Annotated in this window: 5 protein-coding genes; all 5 read left to right on the forward strand. The window is 70.4% G+C overall.

The annotated features are described in order from the left end of the window. Nucleotides 1-362 (forward strand): BRCT domain-containing protein (locus R6V09_RS48720; RefSeq protein WP_317887868.1); only part of this gene is annotated, 362 nt, incomplete at its 5' end. A gap of 94 nt (nt 363-456) precedes the next feature. Then, a complete protein-coding gene (locus tag R6V09_RS48725; protein ID WP_078532401.1) occupies nt 457-690 on the forward strand; it encodes a hypothetical protein in 234 nt (77 codons plus the stop codon). 60 nt (nt 691-750) lie between these two features. Beyond that, entirely contained in the window at nt 751-1545 is a 795-nt protein-coding gene (locus tag R6V09_RS48730) for an SURF1 family cytochrome oxidase biogenesis protein (protein WP_442810281.1), read from the forward strand. A gap of 71 nt (nt 1546-1616) precedes the next feature. Then, a complete protein-coding gene (locus R6V09_RS48735; RefSeq protein ID WP_317887870.1) occupies nt 1617-3404 on the forward strand; it encodes a glycoside hydrolase family 15 protein in 1788 nt (595 codons plus the stop codon). A 5-nt stretch (nt 3405-3409) separates the two neighbouring features. Next, nucleotides 3410-3562 (forward strand): SDR family NAD(P)-dependent oxidoreductase (locus tag R6V09_RS48740; RefSeq protein WP_317887871.1); only part of this gene is annotated, 153 nt, incomplete at its 3' end.

Consider the following 3562-nt stretch of genomic DNA (forward strand, 5'->3'; position numbering starts at 1 on the left):
GGATCGGGCAGCAGGCGGGTGGCTACAGCGGCTACGGGGCGGGCAGTTGGCGTCCCGCGCGCAAGCGGCCCGCGTGCCCCTACCCGAACCCGGGGCGGTTCGAGGACGGCAAGCCGCTCAAGCAGGGAATGCGGATCGCGTTCTCCGGAGACACCTCCATCGAGCGCGAGCTGCTGGAGGACCGGGCCGTGGAGGCCGGGCTGCATGTCGCGACGAGCCTGTCCCGGCTGACCAGCCTGCTCGTCACGAACGACCCGGACTCGGGCACCTCGAAGGTGGTCAAGGCCCGGCAGTTCGGCACACCCGTGGTGGACGAGGCGGCGTTCGGACAGCTTCTCCGGGATGTCGAGCAGGCGGACTGACCACGCCACGGGGAGCCGTACGGACGGGTGATTGGGGCGCGACTCGCCCCGCGCCCGCTCGCCCGTGCCGGGCGGACGGCTCACCCTGTGGCGCATGGCGAGATGTGAAGTGTGCGGCAATGACTACGGCATGAGCTTCGAGGTGCACGCGCAGGGCGCGGTACACGTCTTCGACTGCTTCTCCTGCGCGATCCACCGCATGGCCCCGATCTGCGAGCACTGCCGGGTGCAGATCATCGGCCAGGGCGTGGAGGTCGAGGGCCACTGGTTCTGCGGCGGCCACTGCGCGCGGGCGGAGGGGAAGGTGGGGATCATCGACAAGGTCTGAGGACAGTCCGAGGACAGACCCCCCTGAATGCGCCCCACGACCGAGTTGTACGGTCGTGGGGTGTACCGCTTCCTGATGTCCCGGCAGTGGGTGATCCTCGCGTTGATCACCCTTCTCCTGATCCCCACGATGATCAGGCTGGGCATCTGGCAGATGCACCGCTACGAGATGCGCAGCGCCCGCAACCAGCTGGTCACGGACGCGCTGCACGCCGAGCCGGTCCCCGTGGAGCGGATCAGCACCCCCGGGCACGCGGTCACCCGTACGGAGAAGTACCGCACCGTCACCGCGACGGGCACCTTCGAAACCTCCAAGGAAGTCGTCGTCCGGCGCCGTACCAATGACGACGACGAGGTCGGCTTCCATGTACTCACCCCGTTCGTGTTGACGGACGGCAAGGTGGTGTTGATCAACCGTGGATGGATCCCGGCGACCGGCGCGCAGACCGCCTTCCCGAAGATCCCCGCACCGCCGGCCGGCAAGACCACCATCACCGGGCGCCTGATGGCCGACGAGACGACCGCGGCGAGCGGCATCAAGGACATCAAGGGCCTGCCCGACCGCCAGATCATGTTGATCAACAGCGAGGAACAGGCGAAGCGGCTCAATGCCCAGGTGCTCGGCGGCTATGTCGAGCAGACGGCGCCCGAGGCGAAGGGCGGCACCCCGGAGCAGATCTCCGACCCGGGCAAGGAAGACGCCCCGCTGAACTACGCGTACATGATCCAGTGGTGGCTGTTCGCCGCGGCCGTCCCGGTCGGCTACGTCGTCCTGGCCCGCCGCGAGGCCCGCGACCGCCGGGAGGCAGCGGCGAAGGCAGCGGAGCCGGCGGAGGCCGAGCCCGCGGCGGTGTGAACCCTCCCGCGCTTCACCCGCCCGGCCCCGAACCTTGATTGCCTCACCGACAGGCAGGGAACCCGCACCCCGTGCACCCACGTATCGAGGACTACGCCCTCATCGGCGACGAACAGACCGCGGCCCTGGTCGGCATGGACGGCTCGGTCGACTGGCTGTGTCTGCCGCGCTTCGACTCGGCGGCCTGCTTCGCCAGACTGCTCGGTGACGAGGAGAACGGCCACTGGCGGATCGCCCCCGAGGGCGCGGACCGCTGCACCCGCCGCGCCTACCGCCCCGACACCCTGGTCCTGGACACGGAGTGGGAGACCGCCGAGGGCACGGTACGCGTCACCGACCTGATGCCCCAGCGCCACCGCGCCCCCGATGTCGTACGCGTCGTGGAAGGCCTGAGCGGCAAGGTCACCGTCCGCAGCACGCTCCGCCTGCGCTTCGACTACGGCGCGGTCGTGCCGTGGGTGCGCAGGTCCGACGGGCACCGGGTGGCCGTCGCGGGCCCCGACTCGGTGTGGTTGCGCAGCGAACCCGAGGTGCGTACCTGGGGCGAGGACTTCAGCACCCTCTCGGAGTTCACCGTCGAGGCCGGTGAGAAGGTCGCCTTCGTCCTCACCTGGCATCCCTCGCACGAGCCGCGTCCGGCGCTCGTCGACCCGTACAAGTCGCTGCGGACCAGCGTCGCGGACTGGGAGCACTGGGCGGCCCGCTGCCGCTACGACGGCCCCTACAGGGACGCGGTCGTACGTTCCCTGATCACCCTCAAGGCCCTGACCTACCGCCCGACCGGCGGTATCGTCGCCGCGGCCACCACCTCGCTGCCCGAGGAGATGGGCGGCGTACGCAACTGGGACTACCGCTACTGCTGGCTGCGCGACTCCAGCCTCACTCTCGGCGCCCTCGTCACCGCGGGCTACCACAAGGAGGCCGAGGCCTGGCGTGACTGGCTGCTGCGCGCGGTCGCGGGCGATCCTGCGGACCTGCAGATCATGTACGGCGTGGCGGGCGAACGGCGGCTGCCCGAGTTCGAACTGCCGCACCTCTCCGGCTTCGGCGGCTCGGCCCCCGTGAGGATCGGCAACGGCGCCGTCAACCAGCTCCAACTCGACGTCTACGGAGAGGTGATGGACTCCCTGTGGCTGGCCCGGCGCGCGGGTCTGTCGCCCAAGCCGCACATGTGGTCCCTCCAGAGCGTCCTCCTGGAGTGGCTGCGCGCGCAGTGGCAGCAGCCCGACGAGGGCCTGTGGGAGGTGCGCGGCGGGCGCCGCCACTTCGTGCACTCCAAGGTCATGGTGTGGGTGGCCGCCGACCGGGCCGTACGCACTTTGGAGGAGTACGCCGACCTCCCCGGGGACCTGTCGGGCTGGCGCGAGCTGCGGGACGCGGTGCACAAGGACGTGTGCGAGAAGGGCTTCGACCCGGTACGCAACACGTTCACGCAGTACTACGGCTCGCAGGAACTCGACGCGGCCCTGCTGCTCATCCCCCGCTTCGGTTTCCTGCCGCCCGACGATCCGCGGGTCGTCGGCACGGTCGACGCGGTCCAGGCGGCGCTCGGCCACGACGGCTTCGTACGCCGCTACGACACCGCCGCCGACACCCCCGTGGACGGACTGCCGGGCGACGAGGGCACTTTTCTGGCGTGCTCGTTCTGGCTCGTGGACGCGCTGCACCTGACGGGCCGTACGAAGGAGGCCCGGGTGCTGTTCGAGCGTCTGGTGGGACTCGCGAACGACGTGGGGCTGCTCGCGGAGGAGTACGACCCGGTGGCCGGCCGTCAGCTGGGCAACTTCCCGCAGGCGTTCAGCCACATCGGCCTGGTGAACACCGCCCTCGCCCTGTTCGGGGGCGAGAAGGCAGGATAGGAGCCATGGATCTTGGACTGAAGGACCGGGTGTACGTCGTCACCGGGGCCACCCGTGGACTGGGCAACGCCGCCGCGCGCGAGCTGGTGGCCGACGGCGCGAAGGTGGTCGTCACCGGGCGGGACGAGAAGCGGGCCGCCGACGCGGCGGCCGAGCTG

This window comes from Streptomyces sp. W16, from assembly GCF_033194735.1.
Lineage (GTDB): Bacteria > Actinomycetota > Actinomycetes > Streptomycetales > Streptomycetaceae > Streptomyces.

Coding starts and splice junctions, on each gene's coding strand:
- R6V09_RS48725 (WP_078532401.1), top strand. CDS start 457: ATGGCGAGATGTGAAGTGTGCGGCAATGACTACGGCATGAGCTTCGAG.